The organism is Clostridium sp., assembly GCF_051654825.1.
Classification (GTDB): domain Bacteria; phylum Bacillota; class Clostridia; order Clostridiales; family Clostridiaceae; genus Clostridium.
Window position 1 is genome coordinate 1 of the sequence record NZ_JBOFYU010000105.1, and the last position, 5,151, is coordinate 5,151.

Below are 5,151 nucleotides of genomic sequence, written 5' to 3' on the forward strand. Positions count from 1 at the left end.
TTCCAATCTAATTGAACATAAGCTCCTTTAGGTTCTCCATTAACTACTTCTGAACGCTCTCCCCAGTTTGTCCAACGCTCATTAGCATTAGTATTATTTTTAATACCGTTATTAATAGATGCTAAGTTATCTGCTATATTAGTACAACTTTGAGATAAAGTTGGAATATCTTTATTTTCTGCTTTATTAATAGCAAGATTAGTTGCTGCTTTTAAAGCTTCAGTTACACGAACTTGAGCGGCTACAGGATAAGTTTTACCTAATAACTCAACTGTACCATTTACAGTTACGTTTGTTCCTGGTACTGTGAAATCTAAACCTTCTAAGTTCCATGCTACAGCAAATTCTTCACTTTCGCTACCATCAGCTAAGTATCCTTTTACTGTGTTTGGAAGTGTAGGATTAGTTCCTGCATAAGTGAATGTTGAATAGTTTTCCATTGCAACTACATCACCAATAACATGAATATTTACACCTACAGCTACATCTGTTCCTTTTAATTTACCTGTAACTTTGAATATTTGAGGAGTGTTTAATGATTCTTCATTATATTCATTCCACTCAACATCAAAAGTCTTAGTTGTACCATCACTGTATTTTCCTTCTACAGTTTTTGCTAATTCTGGCTTATCCCCTACACTTACATAATATTCCTTAGCTATTTCGTAAGATTCTAGGTATTTATCATCACCAGCTCTATTTTCAGTGTTTACAGTAATAGTTTGAGGAGCTATTCCTTCCCCTGAAACTGTTAATGTCATTTCACCAGCGTCTTTAGTTGATTGAAGAATAACTAAAGCTTTTCCGCTAAATGCACTTCTTGAACCTGATTTATCTGTAGTAGGTTTATAAGAATCTGTATCTACAGCATTACCATTATCTAATCCTACTATTTTTCCGTTTCCTTCAAGTTCGTAGTTTAATCTATTTGATGCACCTGGAACAATGTTTCCATTTTCATCTACTACATCAATAGTGATGTATGATAAGTCATATCCATTTGAAGCGATTGTAGTATTATCAGCACTTAATTCAACTGTTGTTGCAGTACCTGAAGTTACTACTGATTTTCTACCTTGAGTATTAGTGATTTCATTTCCAGCCTTGTCATAAGCCTTAGCTGTTAAAGTACCTTCTTCATATTTAACATTAAACGTTGGATAGAATTTATCTGTTCCAAAAGTCTTATATTTATACCCAGCTGGAGTTGTATGCTCTGTTGCAGTTTGCTCTCCAATTTTTGTATCATTTAAATATAATTCTACTTTATAAGCATCAGTAAATACATCAACTTGTACATTTCCATTTTCAATAACTATATCATCTCTATTCCATGATGGCATAACATGTAATGTATTTACATCATCATTCCATTGGCTTTGATATAAATAGTAAATGTCTTTTTCAAAACCAGCTGTATCAACTATACCAAAGTAACTTGATTTTGGTGCTGGCCCTAATCCTCCACCAACTTGTCCTGAACCTGTTCCATTCCAAGGAGTTGGTTCACCAATATAGTCAAATCCTGTCCATACAAATTCACCTGCATTGTAATCATACTTTATAGTATCTAACCATGCTTTACTAGCTGAATGCCCCCAACCTACTTTGTTTGAATCATTATCATATTCTGATATTTGACGAGCATTGTAGTCTATACCTTTAGTTTTATAATATCCTCTACTATGAACAGCACTACTAGTTTCTGATCCATATAATATCCAATCTGGATGATTATTTCTTTGATTTGCAAATTGATTTGCATTAGTATAGTTGAATCCTACTATACCACCATTATCACTAACTACTTGTGCAATAGCAGCTGTTGTGCTATCTCCATTTTTAGTTCTATTATCACCTATTGTAACAGGTCTTGTAGAATCCTCTTCTTGTATCCAAGTTACTATATCTTGAGCAATTTCAGTGTATTTAGCTGCACTTCCACTAATTCCTTCAGTTATTTCATTTGCAATTGACCACATTATAACTGATGGACTGTTCTTTGAATTTTTAACCATTGCTCTAGCATCGAATTCTCCCCAAGTCATATCTTTATGACCATTTATAATTTCATTATCTTCTCCTATTTTTTCATTGAAATATTTAGAGAAGTCATTCACATTACCATTCTTAGGGTTTGTCCAAGTATCAAATGCTTCGTTTATTACTAATAATCCTAAACGATCACAAATTTCAAGTAACATATCACTTGCAGGGTTATGAGAAACACGGATTGCGTTAACTCCCATTTCCTTCATGATTTCCATTTGACGCTCAACAGCTCTATAATATGAAGCTGATCCTAATGATCCTTGATCATGGTGCATACAAACACCTTTTAATTTCATATTCTCACCATTTAATGAGAATCCAGTATCTCTATCAAAGTTATAATATCTAAATCCAAAGTCTGTGAAATAAGTATCTACAACTTGGTCATTAACTATTACTTCACTCTTAACTTGATACATATTAGGTGAATCAACAGACCATAATTCTGGTTTGTTTACAATAGCTGTTTGCTTGAAGGTTTCACTCTTATCAGCACCTATAGTTTTAACTTCTTCTACAGGCTCACTTACTGCATCACCATTAGAATTCACTACAGTAGTTTTAACTTTAACACTAGCTCTATCTAGTGATTCATTTTCAACAACTGTTTCTACTTCTACATCTACATTTCCAGCTTGTTGCTCTTTAACCTTTGGAGTTGCAACTGTTGTTCCTAAATGTCCGACATGAATAGTATCTGTAACACTTAATGTTACGTCTCTGTAAATCCCACTTCCTGAATACCATCTACTTGTTGGTACAGTGTTAGTTACCTTAACTGCGATTACGTTTTCAGTAACACCATCAGTAATTAACGCATCAGTAATATCAAATGCAAATGCTGTATAACCATAGTTATGTTCTCCAACTCTTTGTCCATTTACATATACTTCAGCATTCATGTAAACACCATCAAAATTTAAAGTAAAATCTTTACCATCAAATTTTTCTGGAACTACAAAATGTTTACGATACCATCCAGTACCTCCTAGTAAAAATCCACTTTCTGCTTCTCCTTCAACTGTAAAATCACCTTCGATACTCCAATCGTGAGGTAAATTTAAAGTTCTCCAAGAAGAATCATTAAAATCTGCCTTTTCAGCTCCTGATGGATTACCTTGAACGAAACGCCAATTTTGATTAAAAATAGTTGAACGTTCTCCATCTTTGATAAATCCAGCATAAACTGTTTCTAGCTCAGACGTGTCTTGTGTTCCTGCATGTACTGTAGTAGGTGTTAAACTAAATGCAAAAGCTAACGCCATAAGTAATGAGGAACTTTTCTTGTAAAACGGTCTCATACTTTCCCCTCCTATAAATTACTCTTCTGTATAATAATAACATTTCAACAAAATTTAGTAAAGTTTTATCACCATATTATTACTATATTTACCATTAAATTTTATCTTTTTTGCAAAAAATAGTCTTAGCATATTTATAATTACTGCTAAAACTAAAAATCTAATTTATTTATTATAATAACTTATTTACATATACAAGCAACTTTTAATACCTATTGTTCATTCTTTATTTGCGATAATGATTTTAGTATAATATATTATGTAAAAACTTTTAAAAATAAATGACTTAATGATAAATTTTCATAACACTTGATAAATAAGGAGGGTAATGATGAAATCAAAAAACCAAACTAAAATTTTAGTTGCTGATGACGATGTTTATATTAGACAAATACTTGAAATATTATTTACAGGAGAAGGTTACTGTGTTGTTACTGCTGAAGATGGTAATGAAGCTGTTAAAAAGGTAGATGATTCAATAGATCTTGTTATACTAGATGTAGATATGCCTAAAAAATCAGGATTTATTGCAAGTTCAGAAATTAGAAAAAAATCATTTGTTCCTATTTTATTTCTAACTGCATATTCTCAAGATTCAGATAAGACAATTGGATACTCTACTGGTGCAGACGATTATATGGTAAAGCCTTTTTCACATTCTGAATTACTACTAAAAGCTAAGTCATTAATTAGACGTTATCATATTTATCAGCCCAATACTATAATGCACAAATCAAAAATAGAGCTACAAGGATTAAATGTTGATTTAGAAACACAAACTGTATCTTGTGATGGAAAAACTATTCCTCTTACTCATACAGAATATAAAATTTTAGAATTATTAATTACAAATCGTAAAAAGATATTCTCTATAGAAAATATTTATAATAGTGTCTGGGAAGAAGAGGCAGTTTGCGATAGTGCTGTAATGGTTCATGTAAAGAATCTTAGAAAAAAACTAGAAGCTGATACAAGAAATCCAAAATATATAAAAACAGCTTGGGGAAAGGGATACTACATTGACTAAAAAATTTAACTTTCCAAAGTTAGCCTTAGAGCTTATAGGATATTTAATTACCTCTATAGTTATAGCTAGTTTCAGCTTTTGCTTTTTATATTTTATTTCTATTTCTATAGGGGAAAAAGCTATTGAAAATGGATTCTATGATTCTTCTACTATATCAGACCCTGAATTCTTATATTGGCTACAGCTAATTTGTATTTTGGCTACAATAATTATATTTTTTACATTCTTTTTGCTTTTCTTAGGACAAAAGATTTCCTATATTTTGTCCATAACTAATGCTATACAAATATTAAAAGAAGGTGACCTATCATTTAAAATAGATAGTATAGGAAATGATGAACTTACAGACCTTGCTGATACAATTAATAGCTTTTCTATGGCTCTTAAAAACTATAGGGAAAATGAAGAGCGTTTAAAAAAAGAAAAAGATGAGTTAATTCGCTCACTATCTCATGATATTAGAACACCGCTTACAGCAATTATATCTTATTCAGATTTTATAAAAGATAAAAAATATAATAGCCCTGAAAAACTAAATAGCTATATTGAAATAATACAAAATAAAGCTTATCAAATACAGGATTTATCAAGTTTGCTTTTAAATCCAAATTCAACACAGGATAAATCTTCTGATAACTCTCTATTAGATGGAAAATTGCTTTTTGAACAATTTATTAGTGAGTTTACAGATGCCTTAGAAGATAATGATTTTAAAATTGATTTAGATAAACTTGGCTTAATTAATTTTAAAACTAAAGTTAATGTTCAAGA

The 5,151-nt window shown here is 31.0% G+C and carries 3 protein-coding genes; 2 read left to right on the forward strand and 1 reads right to left on the reverse strand.

Features of this window, described 5'->3' with window-relative positions:
• Positions 1-3,353, reverse strand: a 3,353-nt coding sequence (locus tag ACRDBA_RS06445) for a glycoside hydrolase family 2 TIM barrel-domain containing protein (RefSeq protein WP_438572109.1), incomplete at its 3' end; no start/stop codon positions are given.
• Positions 3,354-3,684: 331 nt separating this feature from the next.
• Between ACRDBA_RS06445 and ACRDBA_RS06450 the strand changes: the two genes are divergently transcribed.
• Both ACRDBA_RS06450 and ACRDBA_RS06455 read left to right on the forward strand, forming a co-directional pair.
• Complete coding sequence (locus ACRDBA_RS06450) at positions 3,685-4,380, forward strand: response regulator transcription factor (protein ID WP_438572110.1); 696 nt, start codon at positions 3,685-3,687, stop codon at positions 4,378-4,380.
• The coding region (locus ACRDBA_RS06455) for a HAMP domain-containing sensor histidine kinase (RefSeq protein ID WP_438572111.1) at positions 4,373-5,151 on the forward strand (779 nt) is incomplete at its 3' end. The genes ACRDBA_RS06450 and ACRDBA_RS06455, both read left to right, overlap by 8 nt.

Coding starts and splice junctions, on each gene's coding strand:
- ACRDBA_RS06450 (WP_438572110.1), top strand. CDS start 3,685: ATGAAATCAAAAAACCAAACTAAAATTTTAGTTGCTGATGACGATGTT.